We start from the raw sequence: 15,582 nt of genomic DNA, 5'->3' as shown, positions 1-15,582 counted from the left end.
CTCGTACTAAAATCTGCATGGCTTGGACTCTTCTCCGGCAGCCAGCGGACGACCCGCATGCCATTCCGACACCAATGTCCCATCATTCGGCGCCATGGTGATGGCGTGTTCAGCCACTGAACGGAATTTTCCTTAAGTCTACGCTTGGCGAGCATTGCCGGTATGGAGTTCGCTTATCAGTTCCGGGAGCAGGGGCTTGGATAGGATATAGCCTTGGAGATCGTCGCAACCTAGCTCACTGAGCCATGCTTTCTGCTCGATAGTTTCTATGCCTTCTGCCGTAATCTTCAGTCCTTTGGCGCGGGCAAGACTAATCATCGCCTGGACGATCGCGTCATTGTTCTCTGCGGTCCCATAGCTTGCAACGAAGCAACGGTCGATCTTGATGCGGTCAACATCGAGCTGCTGCAAACGTCCAAATGACGAGAACCCTGTTCCGAAATCGTCGAGTGCGAACCGAACGCCGATTTGACGCAGAGCGTTGATATTGCGGCGACAGGTGTCCTCGTTTTCGAGCAACGCGCTTTCGGTGATTTCGATCTCTAACATCGCAGGATCAAAACCCGTCTTTTCGAGAGCCGAAATTACACGTAGCGCATAGGTTTCCCCCCGCAACTCGACCGCCGAGGCATTGACTGCCACAGAAAGGTTTGGCCAAGCTCTGGCGTCGCTTAAAGCCGTTGCTAGTACGCATTCGCCCAAGCTATCGATAAGGCCCGCCTCCTCGGCGATCGCGATGAAGGTGTCCGGGGAAATCAGCCCTCTTGACGGGTGCCGCCATCTGGCAAGCGCCTCAACGCCCACCAAATGATTGCTTTTTGCGCCGTAGACGGGTTGATAGTGCACTTCAATCTGGCTTCCGCTTTTAATAGCCGTGCGTAAGTCCTGTTCCAGGTCGCGCCGCGTTTTGACCATCTCGTCCATATGCGGCCCGAAAATCACGTAACGATTGCGGCCGGTGCTCTTGGCGCTATAGAGCGCGATGTCAGCCCTCCGCAAGATGTCGGTGGTATCCGACTTGCCGCCAGATGAGAAAGCAATACCGATGCTCATACCAATCAAGATTGGCTGACCATCGATCTCGAAAGGTTGACGAACCACAGAGATAAGCTTTTCCGCCAGCTGTTGGACCCCACTTGAAGTTGGTGCCTCAATGAGGATGGTAAACTCATCGCCGCCAATCCGAGCGACCATTATGTCGCTTCCAACCGTCGCCTTTAGCCGCGCCGCCACATCGACGAGTAAGCTATCGCCGGCCGGATGGCCCAATGTGTCATTGACCTGCTTAAAACGGTCAAGGTCGAGGAAAAATACAGCTGCCGCGGATTTCGCCAGGACCTGGTCGACCTTGGCGTTGAATGAAATACGGTTAGGAAGTCCGCTTAGAGCGTCATGATGGGCGAGATAGAAAAGCTCGCCCTGGCTTTTGCGCAAACGGTCCGCGCGGCGCTGTAGAAGCATGACGAAAGCTGCAACTGCCCCCAGCATCAAGAGTGCTGCCAGCGCGAAAACGGGCCTGGTCGCTTCAAGCACGGCCTTTCCAGGCAGGAATGGCTCCCAACTGAAAAATCCCATACTACTCCCGTCATGTGCCGTCAGTGGAAAATAACGGCGGTTGGGATTGCCGCTGCTCCAGTCGAACTGCATTCCGGTAAACAAGTAGCGCGAACCGAGCATCTGAGTGAAGTCGCCGTCCAGATAACGTACCGCGATGTGGAGTGGCTGTTCGCCTGCGAGCTGCTTAATCTCGCCGCTATCGGAGATGATCGGTTTGACGCTTACAACTGCCGGGCTACCGTTGATGCTTACTATATCGCTCTCGCCGATGCTGAGTGTCCGGTCGGAAGTGCCGGATGTATCACCAGCAGCCAGGCGTCGACGAAGTTCATCGATCAGCGTTCGGACCTTCACATAGACAGTCGGATAAGCTTTCTCCGGATCGTTGTCGGCGTCCGAAAATCCATATACCAGGTTATTGGCGGGGCCGATCACAAATGCAGCGTCGTGGCCAAAGTAGGTATGCATCCACTTGCCGAGATTTGCTTGTATCCATTCGCGATCCCCCTCACCTACCTTGCGAACAGCATCGTCCCAAACGGTTGCACTTTCCTGGTCATGAGCAATTCTATCCTGCATCTCGCTGACGATCCGGCTGACGAGACTTTCCTGGCGCTGGACCGCCGTTTCGTCACTTTGGCGAGTGGCCCATACCATTGTTCCGTAAATCGCCCCGACCACGACGGCCCAGCAAGCAACCGATACAAGGAATTTTAGGGAGACAGAGACAGACGTGTTTGATGGAGACATTTTGACGACTTCCGGCACACAATCGCCTATCACTAGCCCTTATCTGGTTAAGAACATGCAAAGATGCCAATGTATGGTTGCTTACCGAGCCGTCGCAATCGGGGCCATTTTGGCTGTGACAGGCTAAGACAGATCGAAGCGCCGAAGCATTTGTTTGAGCTGATCGTCCTGCAGCCTCAGTTCGTTCGCAAGTTGACGCCGAAGCCGATTAATTTCTCCGTCAACGCGGAGGTGTTTTTGACTGCCGATGTCTGTGAGTTCACACGTGTAAAGTTGGTCACCACCACCGTGCCGAAAGAGCTGATGCTCCGATCAGCTCTTGCAGCGGCAGTCATAAGTGAAATGATCCAGGACATCATCACGCCACACAGCGAAGTTGTAGCTTGCCCGTGACGGAGCGTCCACCATATATCAGCCTGATGACCGTTTCAAAGATCTTCGTTGGCATTCGGCCAATACGCGCTAGCCGCCAAAAGCACACTGAACAAAGCGGCCCCAAGTGTCAGTGGGAAGGCTGCGAGAATTTTGGCACCCAGAGGGCTCCAGTGGGTGGCGCTGCGGAAGGGCTGTATCTTCTGTTTTGTGCTGAGCATTCACGCCAATACAACAAAGGCTACGACTATTCGCCAAGCAAGTCTGACCCAATTGTTGCAAAGTACCAGCTCGATGCCGCGAGCGGCAAAATTCCGGCGCGTGGTGTGAGGACAAATGCGCATAACTTGGAGACACCGCTCCCTTCATCAGTTCCCTCAGGCTCAGCGAAATCACTCAGGGCACGCGGGAAAGCCAGCTATTCAGCAGGCACCATTTCCTCGGCTCAGCAACGCAGGCTACGGCCGCTTGAAGCTCAAGCTTTTGACACACTTGGGTTGTCACATAATGCAAGTCCGGACGATATAAGACTCCGCTACAAGGAGAAGCTGAAACTCCATCATCCAGATGCCAATGACGGCAGTCGACACTCCGAGGATCGGTTGCAAGCTACAATAAAAGCTTATAGAGTGCTGAAAATAAACGGCTTTTGCTAAACGAATATCACTTCGCCGCCCTGCCCGCTGTATACTTCGGTACTCGCATCTGGTCGTGAAGTGGAAATCTGCACCAGCGTTCTCCGCGGCAACAATCTCGGCGGCAATGGCCAGTGTCACCGTCCCAAGCCTATGATGCCGACGCCAAGGTGAGAGGCATCGCGTTTCAGCGATTACATCCTGAAAACGATCTCGTCGCCCTCCTCACGACCAAGGAGATATCAGCGGCTTTTGCTGGTACCCATATCCAGCTCATAGCGAGCGCACCATCATCTTCACCGCGTGAAACTACCACGTCAGCATCGACCTCAAGCTCGTCATCTGTGTCTACCGCAGCGATAAAGGCTGCTGCCTTGGGATCTGGCTCCCTCCGAAGCTTTTCCGCTCGCGGACCAGTCGGGATCAATGAGAGTAAAGTTTGACGCTCTTCCCGAAGGTAATCCCCTCCGCGAAAGATATAGAGATTGGATTCGACGGTTGGATGAAATCATCGCTAGCGCCGTTTTGCCAACGCAAGATGAGAACTCGAATGCGTTAGTGACGCAACCGCCAAACGGCGTTGATCGCGATGGAGTGCTATATCGAATTTCATGTCGCCACCTGCCTTTTCAATACGAGTAGCAAGAAAAGAACATAAAGGGAACAGAATTTATACCCTTTGGATTCAACAATGACGCCAGCTGGCCGATTCCAGCTTGGCACCTCGTAGTCTTGCAGTGCTCGGAACGGATTGCAGCGTCGCGAATTATCACCGCAAGAACGGAAACGGAGTCGATTATGTATAGGTTTGCACATGCAATCGCCATTTCGGCATTTCTCGGCCTCACCCCGATGGCAAATGCAAGCATCAACCCTACCCCCGATATGCATGACGATGTCAATTTCAACGACAACATCAGTCTCACCTTTACCGCGCCAGTGGATCCTGAACGTTCGGAAGTTGAGATTTTCGGACCAAGCGGCCCCATTCCCACAGGTACGCTCGGATATGGAGCGGATCGGACGAATTTGTTGATCCCCGTTTCGGACAAGCTTCAGCCTGGCCTCTACATCGTGCAGTTCACGGCATACTCGACGCTTGGGCAGCCGGTGACAGGAACATCCGCAATTACAGTGCCAGAGCGACCTTCGCTGATAAGGTACATCGAATTGCCATCGGCAGCGGATGCTACCAGCCGATAACACGCCCGCGCTCATTTTTCGCCTACAGGAATTCGTCGGCGACGTGGCAAATTCGGGACCACGATGGGGCCCGTCCGGCCAGGAACCGTTTTACAGCCTGCTCGTTTACGAGCGGCGGGGAGATCGAAAAATGAACGAACCAAAGTTTGAATGGCTTGCCCGAGCGGGCTACAGCGCCCGAGGGATTGTCTTTTTGCTTGTGGCAGGGCTCGCTCTGTTTTCGAGTTTTGGCGGTGGTAAGCCGGACACCAAATCTGCGCTCGACTCACTGCTTGACCAGCCCTTTGGCAGATTATGGCTCGGACTGATAGGGATCGGTTTGCTGGGGTTTGTGGCCTGGCGACTTGCTCAATCAATTGCCAATGCCGACAATCACGACGCAAGTGCGAAAAGTTATCTGATCCGGGTTGCCCTTCTCGGGAGTGCCGTTACGTATATCGGCCTGGCAATTTACGCTTTCAAAGGCGCGCTGGGCGTGGGATCAGCAGGCGATGGTGGCGAAAAAGATCTTGCCGAGTGGGCGATGTCGCAACCGTTTGGTAGATATCTGGCCGGTGCCATTGGCGTCGGGTTTTTGGTGGGCGGTATAGCGACCGCACTCAAAGGGATTTCTCGTAAGTTCGAAAGGTACCTGAAGCTCGGTCAGAGCCGACCGCTGATCCTCGTTTGTATCTACGGGTTGGTTTCACGCGGGATCGTCTTCGCGATCGTCGGGGTTTTCTTCTGCTACGCAGCATTTAGCGTTGACGCCGATCAAGCTGGGAGCACGAGTGATGCACTGACTTTCGTGAGGCAGCTTCCGCTTGGCGGGGTGTTGTATCTTGCGGTTGCCATAGGCTTTGCCGCCTTTGGGATCTACAATCTGGTCGAAGCGCGATATCGAACCGTATCCACACCGAGCGTTTCCAAGGTGAAACGTGAACTGCCGCTGCCTCATAGGTAATAAGCTCTAAGGATTTCGACGCAAGTCCGGGCGAAGATGGTCTTTGGCCTTTGCCTGCTGCATGACCTGGAAATTGATGTCCGCGACCTGGCGCCTTTAAGTCCCGAACTTGAAAGGCCGCATAAGTCTGCATCTCCTCTAAACCTGAGCTACTGGTTCCTACCTGTAGCCCGTCATCTCAAGGTAGCCTACGCCGGTGGTGGAGCCTTCGAACGAAACAGGGCCCTCCCAGTACGGGGTGGACGTTGCCATCCACGACTGATCGTTTAACGGTCGCGTTTGGATGTCCAGCGATTTTGAGGGGATCTCTATTCGCCATGACACCGGAAGCTGCCTCCCATCGACCGTCGCGGTACGCAATGGCGTGAGATGAACCTGGTCTTTTGTTAGCGGCGATGTGCGTCCATCGGGAGAGATCCAGTTCGCTGAAATAAACCCATCCTTGTCGTCACGGAGACGAAACGCCATCAGCTTCTCTCCGCTGGCCAAGTGCAGCGAAAACCAATCCCACCCCGTTTGGTTCGAAGCCAAGGGTTGAGACGACCATTCCCTGTCGAGCCAAGCGTTACCGCTGACCGTGATGGGCCTCCCCGATACCTCGATAGTTCCGGAGACCTGATAGAACGGCTGGGAGTAGTAGTAGCTCGCCTGCCCGTTTGCCGACTTGACCGAGAAACCTTTATCACCCTGGAGAACGAGTGGGCTTTTGGCCGTAAGGTCCAGAGCGTAACTAAAGTCCTGCCCAGCGGCTTTTAGAGAGAGATTTGCCAAAGCATCGGAGTTTAAATTGTCAGCGGCTGACATTGTCCAGTCGTCTATCCAGGCGCGGAAAGGCGCGGCCGTCACGCCCGCCTGACCAACGCCGCCACGGCCCAACCGCTCTGCGACGTATTGGTGGTCGGACGTCGTTATGGCCGCATGTCCGATCCAGATCTGAGGATCAGCGAAGCCAGCCTTACTTTCCGGGGCAAGCGCTGATCGGAAAAGCGTCCACTGTGCTCCATATTGCGTGCCGTCTTGCCCCTTGAGATTGGCGGTCACGTACCACCATTCGATGCGATAGTCCGGGTGCGCTCCGTGGTCCCTTGGAAACGATAATTCGGAGCCGCGCTGAGGAATCGCAAAGCCTTTGGCGTCCGATCCCAGTCCGGCAAACCCTTGCCCCAGCGTATTTCCCGCTGAACCCATCATGGCAGCGCCCAGCAATATTAAAGCAACGGCTTTACCGTTCATTGGCAAAAATCCTAAGCAGATCGCCCGGATTGATCGTTGCAAGGCGATGGACTGGAAAGAATACCGACGCAAGTGCCGCGAGAAAGGCGACAAAACCGAGCAATAGCCAGTCCATGGGGAACACTTGCATGGGTAGTCGCCATCCGAATGCCTCAACGTTGACACGGGCCAGCAGCACCAATGCCAACACAAGACCCAAGGGTATCGCTGTGACGAACGTGGCGAGCCAAAGCGCCAGCGTTCGGGCGACCTCATACAGTGCCAGATCACGCCGACGCACCCCCATCGCCCAAACGGGCGCCAGTTGGGGAAGCCGAATTCCCGAGAGTGTCAAGAGACTGGAAAACATGGCGAAACCGGCTACAGCCAAGGTGAGCACGTTAAGGGCTCCTGTAACCTTGAACGTCTGATCGAAAATCGCTCGCGATTGCCTCTTGAGCGAGGCTTGATCCACGACGGCGGTTTCTGGGAGACCAAAATCCTCGATTATCTGTCGCTTCAGCTCCGTCGACCGTTCAAGCGGAACACGTACGCCGTATCGAAGCTTGGCTACCTGAGGGTAATGGGCGACCAAGGTGTCAATCCCGATGATAACCTGCCCATTTGGGTTTCCGTAATCAGAGTAGACTCCTACCACCTTAGCATTCCAGCCTCCAGGCATGGCTACGAGCTCTCCCATCCGCGCTACCCCGCGCCGCCACATCTGCTCGTTGATCAGAGCACCCTCACCTTTGGCGATCTTATCCCAAACCTCATTCTGGGACGCGATCAGGGGCCAATGGTCGCGGTAGGTCGGGTCGTCCGCAACGCCAAAGACCTGGACCTCCTCGCCGGTAACGTCGCCATCCACGCTCCAGATTGGAAGGACCGACGTGGAGTGTGATGGAAGCCAGGCCCGTAACCTCGCCGCTTCGGCTTCGTCTTTGGCCGTAACGTATAGTTCGGCGGCCAAACGTTGATCGAGCCATCCGATGAATGTCAGCCTGAAACTGGAAACCATCGTGCCGACGCCGATATTCGCCGATAGCGCCAGTAGCAATGCCATCAACGCAAGTGAAAGCCCCGGAAGCTGAAGGCGGGTGTCCGCCCAAAACCATTCGACAAGTGCGTTATGCGACGTACGTTGCATGGCGGCGAGAAAGGTTGCCAATATGGCCGGAAGCATGAGGGCCGCGCCCAAAAGCAAGCATGCGAGCACCGCGAAACCTGCCACTAATCCGGACGCGGCTATCGCCAAAACACCTGCAAGGAGTAGAAGCACCCCTCCCAGCGCCGCCTGGATTAGCAATCCTTGCATAGACTCTCGCGCCCATGCTCGTGGTTGCGCGGCCGCAAGGATGGAAAGTTTCCAGACCCGATAGAGGCTTTGAGCGGACGAAATTGCTGTCCCGGCAAGCGCCATCGCTAGCCCTGCGAGCCACCAGTCTGGGCGTATGGAAAGTGACCCGGAGACGTTCGCGCCGTAAAGTCCGCGAAGGGTTGCGGCGACCCCCGGCATGAGGATCGACGCAATCAGGTATCCAAGCACGACCCCGATGACGCCGGATGCGACAGCAAGTATCGAAAGCTCAACAACGAGCATCGCAGTCAACTGCCGGAGGGAAATGCCAAGGGATCGTAGCGTTCGAAACGTGCTGCGACGTTGTTCGAAGGTAAGCCCGGTAGCGGAGTAAACGATGAAGAGGCCAACGATGAAGGAAAGAAAGCCAAAAGCAGTCAGATTAAGGTGAAAGCTGTCAGTTAATTGCGCGACGTCGGGCTGCTCAACCGGTTGCCGGATCAGGAGCCTAGATGAAATCTGTTTGACGGCGATGGCGCTGATTTCCTGGTCGGAAGCGACTGTCAAACGATCAATCCTGCCATGCTTGTCAAGCAACCGATCAGCGACCGAGATGTCCACGAATGCCGCGCCTTCAGGAACGTTTTCGTCGATCCGAAAGCTCATGTCCGTGTTGCCGCGCAGCCGTTCCGCCGTTTCGCTGGACAACACCAGCTCTCCAACAGGAGAGATGAAGCCGGTGAGGTCGCGTCCGCTCGTCACCCTCAGCGCATAACCCTCTTTTGGCATCGTTAAAGGATCTATGCCGATTAACCGGATGCGGATCGTGCCAAGGCGCAGATTCCCTTCGATAACCGGCGAGACATCGAAGCCGAGGCGTCGAAGGCTCCCATAGATCTCGTAGGGAATCCCGGTGCCGTCATCAGCCACAATTTGAGCAAGGGACCCTTGCTCCAGAACAGATGCGGCGCGAGCATAGCTGGCCCTCGCCTCAGAATTGATTGCTTGCACACCAGACCAAAGCGCTGTCGCAAGCGCGATCCCCAGCACTAAAGTGAGCAGCTGCAGAGGTTTGCGGCGCCAGTGCGATAAAAGCGCGGAAAACGCGACCCAGCTCATTAAGCGATCTTTCCACCACGAAGATGCACAGTGCGGTCCAGCCGAGCCGCGAGCCGCGTCGAGTGGGTAACAAGAAGCAATGCCGACCCCGCGCTGCTCGCTAGGTCAAGCATCAGGTCCAGGACGGCGTCACCTGTCTGCTCGTCAAGATTTCCTGTCGGTTCATCAGCAAGAATGAGCTTCGGTCTTGCCGCCAGAGTGCGGCCTATGGCGACACGCTGTTGCTGGCCTCCTGATAGCTGCTCGGGATAACGGGTTGCGTACCGCTGCAAACCCAACGCCTCGATCAAAGTCTTTTCCCAAGCACCGTCGTGGCGCTGAGCCAACTTGGCGTGAAAAGAGATGTTTGCCGAGACGGTCAAGGAGGGGATCAGGTTGAACTGTTGAAAAATAAGCCCGACCTTGGTCCGTCGATACTGGGCTCGCTCGCTCTCGGAGTATTTGCTGAGATCATCGCCATCCATGACGATGGCCCCACAGTCTGCACGATCGAGGCCTCCTGCTAAGTGGAGAAGTGTGCTTTTCCCGCTACCGGATTCACCAGTAAGAGCGACGGTCTCACCTGAAGCCACACCAAAGTCGATCCCTTTCAAAATTTCGATGGTACCTTCTGCTGTCGGGTACGATTTTCGAACATTGTTGAGGGTGAGGATCATTATTTGCTCAGGTCACTTCCGAGAACTAGCCGATCTAAATGCACTATGCGGGAAGGCGCCCGTCTACAAGATCAGAGTTGCTTATTGCAGAGGCCCCAGGCCTGGGGCTATTCGCGAGGACCTTCGGTACCAACCTGCCGCAGCCGTGCGCAGGAGGCGGCTCCGCTCATTGTGTTATTGGACAACAACCCTAGCTTCATTGGGTTCCATCACCCAATCGAAAAGCCGTGGCGACTGCGAATGTCCCTAGAATTTAGTCCAAGGCGTCAGATCACAAAGTAAAGCCCATGACGTGGAAGGCATAACAATAGGCCTCCAGTTGAAAGGAGTCAGCAGAGCGAGCGAGATCCTCGGGTTCACCAGTACGTTCACGCTCATGGCTAGCCATCAAAAGAGGTCCCTCACGTCCCCCGGAAAAGATCGCGTGCTCTTTCATTGCCTCCTGATTCTATCGAGAGAAACCCATCCCGAGGCTTGTCTGAATTGAGGTCATAGAGCCGGTGAGCTAGACTGCGGAGTTTAAAGGTCGGTATAGCGGACATTTTGCCAAGTAGCCGTCACTGACATAACAATACTTTGGATAACCGATATTGCTGATTGCCTAAATTAGGATGCGCTATCACTTTGTGGTGCCACAGAACTCGGAGGAATGGGACTTGCTCAATCGCGTGCTATCAATCGTCACGGTAATCACCCCGTTGCTCGCCGCCACGCTCGCCCTGGCCCAAAATCTCCCGCCAGCCGTTGAGCTTCAGCCTGGCGTTTCGGCCAAGATCCTCGATTTGAAACGCGTCCCTGGTCAGCAGATCGTGCAGCTGGATTATGAGATCAGCAACACCGGAGACGCCCCTGTGAACCTGGCGGAGATCGGCATCGGGCGTGCAAGCTACGGTCTTAATGACATCACCTTGTATGACTTTCCCAACAAAATCAGTTTCAAGATAGGCGTCGCGAGCGAGTGCCTTTGCACACAGCCGCCAGAAGCGCCACTAAAGCCAGGTGAAACATTCAAGGCATGGGCATGGTTCGCACCGCCTGAAAGCAACCCGGGTCCGTTTGCCGTTCGCTTCGGATCAACGCTTCCCGTGATGGACGTTCCTGTTCAATGATAACCAGGCTAGCAATTCGAACCCTCTCTTTGTTAGTGGTCACAATAGGCACAACGCAAGCACAAGAAGCCCCTACCGTGGCGCCGCCGAATTTTACGGCCCGCTCGCCGAGCGTGGGTTTCGTGTCACCCTCGATCGGCTATTCGTCACCCCGCATCGAATTTCGGTCACCACCAATGACGCAAGAAGAGCTAGCATTGGGACCAAGGCCCAAGACGCCTCCCCCGCCGATCGTCAAGGGCTTAGAGGTGACCGAGGTAGGAGGCGGCGTTCGATACACGCTCTCGGCGGACATCCTCTTCGACTTCGACAAGGCGACACTGCGTCCGAAGGCTACCCAAGCCCTTCAAGCGATGTCCAATGATGTCCGTCAGCGTTTCAAGGAAGCAAGCTTCGTTGTTGACGGATACACGGACAGCAAGGGAAGCGACGCCTATAACCTCAAGCTGTCACTCCGAAGAGCGGCGGCCGTCAAGGACTACCTCGCGACGGCGGCGAATTTCAATCCATCGACTGTCGCAATCGAAGGACGCGGTGAGGCCAACCCAGTTGCCCCCAACGAGACCCCTGACGGGCAAGATGATCCCGACGGCCGTCAGAAAAACCGACGCGTCGAAATCTTGGTCAGGCCCACCGACTAGAACGATAAGTGCGAAGGCCGCCTGGTGCCGTGCAAACAACATTCAGAGCTCTTCCCAAAGCTTCAGTTATTCCCCATTCCAGGCGCTGCCACCTTCGCGTGCTGCGAGGCGAGAACAGATACGGGAGTGACATCTAAAATTTTCCTTGCCCTTGCGCGGATGTTCTTCAATCGCCTAGACGAAGAACACGCCGCCAGGGCCCCGCCATTTGACTGGAAGCCAAACTGATTTGCGGGATCTGTGGATCCTTCCTCAGATTATGGGAGGGAGCTTTGGGCCACGCGATATCTACCGCTCTTAGCCTGTCCCTTGGCGATCGATCGTCCAACAGTGTTGCAGGGTTGCACTATGCCAATCCATTAGCGACCGCTAACTTGGAACGACTGGTGGGGGCCAACTGCGAGCGCTTCGGTGGGGTTGCGCTCGTCCAACGTGACGGTCGCTTGTTTTGCGTATCTGCGGCCGTCACGTTCTTGACTGCTGTGGTCGGCACTGCCTGCTACAGCAACGGTTTGAGGACATCCTGCCGCATCGCCGATAGGCCGAATCGTAGCAAAAATTCCCTCCGACGACACGGCAGCGCCGATGCCGGCTTCGAGCGTATGGCTGTCCTGCCAATCTCCAGCAATGTGGAACAAGCGAGAGTGCACGTCCGAGCCCTGGGAAGCGGAGTATCGTTTCCGGAACTTCCATCGTGAATGACCTCGGGGAGGTTTAGAGCGGTCCTGCAGGTCGTTTGTCGACAGGGCCAAGGAACATCATACTGACAGCGAAGTTCATTGGACGAATTCTCGAGGAGTCCATGGATCCTATTTCTCTCGTCGGCTACGCCGCCTCTTTCTGCTCTGTCGTGAGCTTCATTCCACAAGCCTTAAAGGTCGCGCGCACCAAGGACACAGCGGCAATCTCGATCCGCATGTACTTTCTGACGGTAACCGGCTTTGCCCTTTGGACCGCGTTCGGCTCAATGAAAGGCGAGATTCCGATCATTCTCGCGAACAGCATCTGCTTCTGTCTTTCAGCTTTTATCCTCGCCGCGAAGCTACGAGGGCGTCGAAAATGAGTGACCACTTGCAGATCAGCCATCACGAGGTCTTTCGTCGGCCTGGTCATTTTTCGGCGTGGCCGGCCAACTATGGTCTTTGGGCTTGGGATGAGGAAATCGTAGTCGTCTTCGCTGACGGAAAACTGGGCGAGCAAGGTGCGCTCCACGCCCGTGACAAGAGTCACGAGTTCAAGCCAATGCAGGCGAGAAGCGTGGACGGCGGCGCCACATGGTCGCCCGAGACTTTTGCGGGCTTCGTGCCGGGAGGCAAGAGCCTTTCCGCCGACGAGCATCTCGCCGTACCGTTGCGCTCAGGCTCCAAGCTTCGTGGGCAAGACATTCCAGCTCTTTCTACCCCTGTCAATTTTCTGGATCCTGAAATCGCAGTGATGGTCGCACGTACCGGCCTTGACGGTCGCGCCCATAGCTGGTTCTACCTCACGAGAAACCGCGGCCGGCGCTGGGAAGGACCATTTTTATTCAAGGGGCTCGACCTCAAAGGCCTGGCCTCGCGGACCGATATCGTCCCCCTATCAGACGACCACGCCCTCTTCATGATGACCGCAGCAAAGTCCGATGGCAACGAAGGTCGCTGCCTCTGCGTCGAGACAACCGATGGGGGATTGACGTTTCATTGGAAGACTTCCCTCCCGTTCGATGGAGACGGGTACGCCATCATGCCGTCGAGCCTGCGGCTTTCTGACGGCGCGATAGTCAGCGTTGTCCGACGCGGCCGGGGAATTGATCAAGCGGGCTGGCTGGAAACATTCCGCTCTAAAGACAACGGTGCCACGTGGCATCCGTTAGGCATTCCAGTCGAGGATACCGGACCTGGCGGCAATCCCGGAAGCCTTGTTCGGTTGGGCCCACAGCGCCTTGCTATTGTCTACGGGTTTCGGGGCGACCGCCCTGGCATGCGGATGGTCACCAGTTCAGACGGCGGACGGAAATGGTCGGAGGCGATCGACATCCGCAGGGACGCAGTGCTGCCGGACATAGGCTATCCCCGTTCCGTCGCCCTCAACGACGGGCGTATCCTCGCTATCTACTATTACAATTTCGGGAAGGAACGCTTCATCGCGGCGTCCACCATTTCGGGCGACGGTCATTAGTTCGGCCCTCGTGCCCACCTGATGTCGGCGTGGAGATCGCCCATGCCAATATCGCAGTCGTCTCGCCTCACCGGGTCGACCACAGTCTCAGGCCTCTCCTCCGCTAGTAGTCAACTGGATGACGGCATAACGAACTACAGACTATCGAGGAAGAGCTTGTCCGTTGCAGCGAGAGGCAAGGATTATGATCTAGTGGGGACGGCAGCGGCCGGGCCAAGCCCGACCGCTGCTTTGTTCACGCAAATGGGAAGGCTCACCGGTTGGGCGCTCCGCCGCGCGAACCATCAATCGCCGTTTCATCGTCCACCGAATGTTCGAACTCGTCATTGGAAGGGTCACGGTCGTCGCTGAAAGTTGTGATTTGAATGAGGACGGCCTTAGCGTGACGTACGGCTGCATCGCCATCGAGTGATCCGTCGGAAGCGAGCTTCACAGCCACCAGCTCGTCGCCTTCTCCACGGAACTCGACCGTGATCATCCCGTCATTCAAATTTCCGATATGGGTTTCGATAAGCTGCATCTGACTACCTCTGTTGTGGTCGGAGAAAACTAATTTACCGCTGAAGAGGTTCCCGCGCGGAAGTAGACAGACATGCGGTCATTGCCGATAGTGCAACTAAAGCGTTGCGCCGGTACGGGCGGATATCGATCACACTAAGGCTGTGCCGAGTCGGTCGACAGGTTGCGCTGAGAGACTTCCCCGTTCTAACGACGGCACCGTCACAGTGGGTGGGCTCTGTTTATCAGGCGACCCTACTCGGTCATCCAAATGTGGCGTTGATGGACCTCTACGTGCCTTATTGGGGGGGGCCTCTGTCCGAGGGTGATACTCGGGCCGCTTTGCGTAATGAACGGTACCAGCGCAGCCCAGTGCGAACAGGGGTAAACCTTCGAACATTCTGCGGAACAAGGATCAAGGTGCCGAAGTTTCTAAACGGGACCATGAAGGTCTCAAACAGAGGAGAAAACACCATGGCAAATCAAGGCGGATCGCACGAGCAGCACGCGAAGGCTGGTCAGAGTAAGTCGGGCTCCAAGCAGGCTTCCCCTGGCAAGTCTTCGACTTCGAAGTCGGCGTCGCCCGAGACCGGCAGCACGTCCTCCGGTAAGCAGGGCGGCTCGCATGAGCAGCACGTGAAAGCGGGCCAGCAGAGCCATAAGAACAGCCATTGACGTTTTGAGGCCCGCGCTTATGGCGCGGGCCTTATGCATTAAGGCGAAGAACATGCGGTATTTTCTGAACATCCGGGGCGGCCGAAAACTGCTTGTCGACCCAAACGGCACCCAATTCGAAACTGTCGACCTTGCAATCTAAAGCTAGGGCGAGCGCCAGAGATTTGTTGGCCGAAAAATTCGCGACCGCGAGCATGTGGACGGGCAGCGTTCCGAAATCAGCGACCCCGGTGGAGCAGTCGTCGCTACGGTCATCTTCAAGGACGCCCTTCTCTTTTGTCGTTCCCGGCAATCGTTGAAACTCTTGCCCCAGAGCCGATAAGATTCCGATGGGAACTCAAGCGCCGGGCGGTCGCGCATGGAGATGAACTTCGGGTTGACGTGATAAATCGGTTACCTATCAGCAAACTTGTGCGTAAGGCTCATGCGTTCTCCGTCGGTCCTGCTTAAGAGGAGGTCCGGGGAACAGCTTCCGTGTCTGCGAGTTCCTTCTGAACAAGGAGAACGACCATGACCGCCAAGTCCATTACAGGCTCAGTTAAGCTTCCTCCGAAGTCTCTGAACAATGATACTCAGGACGACGAGCTGCCCGAGACCAACGTCGACGACCGCCGCGCGCCGCCGGTGAACATAGGCAACAGCCGCGAGGCGGGCGACGGTCTAACTGACGCCGATCCGACCACGGGCCGCGCCGACCCGAACGACCGAATTCCCGCTCCGCAGACGGCCAACCGGGATTGATGCGATGGAAGAGC

16 protein-coding genes are annotated in these 15,582 nt (G+C 56.1%); 10 read left to right on the top strand and 6 right to left on the bottom strand.

Features of this window, described 5'->3' with window-relative positions; all coding sequences use genetic code 11:
• Positions 1 to 138: 138 nt before the first annotated feature.
• Complete coding sequence (locus J2X43_RS15695; protein WP_310295246.1) at positions 139 to 2,325, bottom strand: EAL domain-containing protein; 2,187 nt, start codon at positions 2,323 to 2,325, stop codon at positions 139 to 141.
• 132 nt (positions 2,326 to 2,457) lie between these two features.
• Here J2X43_RS15695 and J2X43_RS15690 point away from each other — a divergent pair, with 132 nt between their 5' ends.
• The 4 genes from J2X43_RS15690 (at position 2,458) to J2X43_RS15675 (ending at position 5,460) form a co-directional block, all read left to right on the top strand.
• Entirely contained in the window at positions 2,458 to 2,700 is a 243-nt protein-coding gene (locus J2X43_RS15690) for a hypothetical protein (protein WP_162706042.1), read from the top strand.
• A 26-nt stretch (positions 2,701 to 2,726) separates the two neighbouring features.
• The gene (locus J2X43_RS15685) at positions 2,727 to 3,335 is read left to right on the top strand and encodes a J domain-containing protein (RefSeq protein ID WP_112389359.1); all 609 of its coding nucleotides are present in this window, start codon (positions 2,727 to 2,729) and stop codon (positions 3,333 to 3,335) included.
• Positions 3,336 to 4,112: 777 nt separating this feature from the next.
• Entirely contained in the window at positions 4,113 to 4,517 is a 405-nt protein-coding gene (locus J2X43_RS15680) for a copper resistance protein CopC (RefSeq protein ID WP_310295244.1), read from the top strand.
• Between the two features lie 130 nt (positions 4,518 to 4,647).
• Positions 4,648 to 5,460: a DUF1206 domain-containing protein gene (locus J2X43_RS15675; RefSeq protein ID WP_112389363.1), complete on the top strand. Its 813-nt coding sequence runs from the start codon at positions 4,648 to 4,650 to the stop codon at positions 5,458 to 5,460.
• 159 nt (positions 5,461 to 5,619) lie between these two features.
• Here the strand turns inward: J2X43_RS15675 and J2X43_RS15670 are convergent, their stop codons facing one another.
• From J2X43_RS15670 to J2X43_RS15660, 3 genes are read right to left on the bottom strand one after another with little or no spacing between them, the layout of a single operon-like run.
• Positions 5,620 to 6,693, bottom strand: a complete 1,074-nt coding sequence (locus J2X43_RS15670; protein WP_310295242.1) for a lipocalin-like domain-containing protein — start codon at positions 6,691 to 6,693, stop codon at positions 5,620 to 5,622.
• Positions 6,683 to 9,091, bottom strand: a complete 2,409-nt coding sequence (locus J2X43_RS15665; RefSeq protein WP_310295240.1) for an ABC transporter permease — start codon at positions 9,089 to 9,091, stop codon at positions 6,683 to 6,685. Before J2X43_RS15665 ends, J2X43_RS15670 begins: the two co-directional genes overlap by 11 nt.
• Positions 9,091 to 9,747 (bottom strand): ABC transporter ATP-binding protein, encoded by a 657-nt coding sequence (locus J2X43_RS15660; RefSeq protein ID WP_112389366.1) that lies wholly within the window; start codon positions 9,745 to 9,747, stop codon positions 9,091 to 9,093. Before J2X43_RS15660 ends, J2X43_RS15665 begins: the two co-directional genes overlap by 1 nt.
• 656 nt (positions 9,748 to 10,403) lie before the next feature.
• On the opposite strand from J2X43_RS15660, the gene J2X43_RS15655 reads away from it, so the two are divergent.
• The 4 genes from J2X43_RS15655 (at position 10,404) to J2X43_RS15640 (ending at position 13,654) form a co-directional block, all read left to right on the top strand.
• Positions 10,404 to 10,856 (top strand): DUF1573 domain-containing protein, encoded by a 453-nt coding sequence (locus tag J2X43_RS15655; RefSeq protein ID WP_148194380.1) that lies wholly within the window; start codon positions 10,404 to 10,406, stop codon positions 10,854 to 10,856.
• 176 nt (positions 10,857 to 11,032) lie between these two features.
• On the top strand, positions 11,033 to 11,497 hold the full coding sequence (locus tag J2X43_RS15650) for an OmpA family protein (protein WP_162706043.1): 465 nt from the start codon (positions 11,033 to 11,035) through the stop codon (positions 11,495 to 11,497).
• Between the two features lie 802 nt (positions 11,498 to 12,299).
• Positions 12,300 to 12,560, top strand: a complete 261-nt coding sequence (locus tag J2X43_RS15645; protein ID WP_112389539.1) for a SemiSWEET family sugar transporter — start codon at positions 12,300 to 12,302, stop codon at positions 12,558 to 12,560.
• Positions 12,557 to 13,654 carry a sialidase family protein gene (locus J2X43_RS15640; RefSeq protein ID WP_112389369.1) on the top strand — a complete coding sequence of 366 codons (1,098 nt, stop codon included), beginning with the start codon at positions 12,557 to 12,559 and terminating at the stop codon, positions 13,652 to 13,654. The genes J2X43_RS15645 and J2X43_RS15640 overlap by 4 nt, the downstream gene beginning before the upstream one ends.
• 253 nt (positions 13,655 to 13,907) lie before the next feature.
• Here J2X43_RS15640 and J2X43_RS15635 read toward each other — a convergent pair whose 3' ends face one another.
• Complete coding sequence (locus tag J2X43_RS15635) at positions 13,908 to 14,174, bottom strand: hypothetical protein (protein ID WP_112389370.1); 267 nt, start codon at positions 14,172 to 14,174, stop codon at positions 13,908 to 13,910.
• A gap of 452 nt (positions 14,175 to 14,626) precedes the next feature.
• Between J2X43_RS15635 and J2X43_RS15630 the strand changes: the two genes are divergently transcribed.
• Positions 14,627 to 14,827, top strand: a complete 201-nt coding sequence (locus tag J2X43_RS15630; RefSeq protein ID WP_112389371.1) for a hypothetical protein — start codon at positions 14,627 to 14,629, stop codon at positions 14,825 to 14,827.
• Positions 14,828 to 14,858: 31 nt separating this feature from the next.
• Here J2X43_RS15630 and J2X43_RS15625 read toward each other — a convergent pair whose 3' ends face one another.
• Entirely contained in the window at positions 14,859 to 15,119 is a 261-nt protein-coding gene (locus tag J2X43_RS15625) for a hypothetical protein (protein WP_310295235.1), read from the bottom strand.
• Positions 15,120 to 15,337: 218 nt separating this feature from the next.
• On the opposite strand from J2X43_RS15625, the gene J2X43_RS15620 reads away from it, so the two are divergent.
• Positions 15,338 to 15,568 carry a hypothetical protein gene (locus tag J2X43_RS15620; protein WP_310295233.1) on the top strand — a complete coding sequence of 77 codons (231 nt, stop codon included), beginning with the start codon at positions 15,338 to 15,340 and terminating at the stop codon, positions 15,566 to 15,568.
• Positions 15,569 to 15,582: the final 14 nt, after the last annotated feature.

This window comes from Rhizobium sp. BE258 (assembly GCF_031457345.1).
Classification (GTDB): domain Bacteria; phylum Pseudomonadota; class Alphaproteobacteria; order Rhizobiales; family Rhizobiaceae; genus Rhizobium.
This window is presented reverse-complemented; position numbering and strand designations above follow the sequence as displayed.